At 51.3% G+C, this 1,228-nt stretch carries 3 protein-coding genes; all 3 read left to right on the forward strand.

What is annotated here, in order from left to right; all coding sequences use genetic code 11:
* The coding region (locus tag Tam10B_RS13325) for a hypothetical protein (protein WP_093961604.1) at window positions 1–333 on the forward strand (333 nt) is incomplete at its 5' end.
* A 135-nt stretch (window positions 334–468) separates the two neighbouring features.
* Window positions 469–870 (forward strand): hypothetical protein, encoded by a 402-nt coding sequence (locus Tam10B_RS12785; RefSeq protein ID WP_233133734.1) that lies wholly within the window; start codon window positions 469–471, stop codon window positions 868–870.
* Between the two features lie 5 nt (window positions 871–875).
* Window positions 876–1,226: a hypothetical protein gene (locus Tam10B_RS12790; protein ID WP_143248482.1), complete on the forward strand. Its 351-nt coding sequence runs from the start codon at window positions 876–878 to the stop codon at window positions 1,224–1,226.
* The last annotated feature ends 2 nt before the right edge of the window (window positions 1,227–1,228 follow it).

Genomic DNA, 1,228 nt, shown 5'->3' on the forward strand with positions numbered 1-1,228 from the left:
CATCGGCAAGACAGCACTTTAGCGGAACGTCAGGCAAATTTTTGGGCCCGCTACTCCGTCGCCCCTCCTGCCATTATCGACCACTTAGGCTTGCGCTCCGGCTCAGAGGTTGCCGAGATTTTCGGTCTTTCCTACGAATGCGGCAATCACGCTTTTGACGCCTATATGAAGTGGCTTCCACATCGCACTGCAGACAAGCCGATTGACGACGCGATCCTCGATCTTTACGAGCGCGGATTATTGATGGAAAACCGCGAAACGACGCGGCATCCCGAAAACATTAAGAACGCGATGACCTTACTGCAGCGGGGAGAAACCACAATGACAAAATAAACAAGAGGGCGCATCAGAACGCCGAAACAAACCAATAACGCCCTCTCGCGAAGATGCGAGCATCTTCTTACCGCAATTCGATTATGCGGCATCTTCCGGAGGATTTCTACCGGCTTCCGCCATACGGAAGTCATTTTGGGCAACCTTCAGGAAGGAGACTTTGCCGTGTCAGACACAAAATCAGCTTATTCCGATGCCTCCAGACATTATGTCGAAGACGTCGTGCCTAGCTCGCCAAAAGAGCAGGAACGGTATCAAAGAGCTAAAGAGCGCGAAGCTCGGCACAACGATGATTGGCTCGAACGCTCGGTCAACATCAATGACATTACCGATAAATTCACCCCAGGAGCCATCGGGCGCAAGAAAGGCTACAAGATCAAGTACGTCGGCAAGGACTACATCGTCCTTGCCGACATGATCGCAGGCTATTTACGCATCATTGACAAACATGCCGGCGGCTTTGTCACATTGGATGGGAAAGTCAGCAAAAACGACAAAGAAACACATTTCAAGATTCGCAAGCGAAAGGATATGTGATTTTCATGGAAGCGACTCTGTTCCACGATTTCGATAACGTCACATCTTATTATGGCAACATTCCCAACCGACCAATGCAGCCCGATGGGCATGTCGAAGTGTACAAGATGCGCGAATCGGACCGAGACCTTCTGGACGAGGATTTCACGGATGACGTCAACCGAGTATGTGATACGACGCTCGGCTACGGCGATGTGGACTTCTTCGATGCCAAACAGTGCTGGTTACTGGCCGGCTGGCTAGAAGCTCGTCTTACACAGCCGATCACACCACGCTTGGCGGAAATCTATCGTAAACTTGATGACTTCGCTCGCAGCGCGGTCGAATACGGCACCGGTATGGTCATCGAACTGTAGGG

Origin of the sequence: Bifidobacterium vansinderenii (assembly GCF_002234915.1) — a bacterium.
Lineage (GTDB): Bacteria > Actinomycetota > Actinomycetes > Actinomycetales > Bifidobacteriaceae > Galliscardovia > Galliscardovia vansinderenii.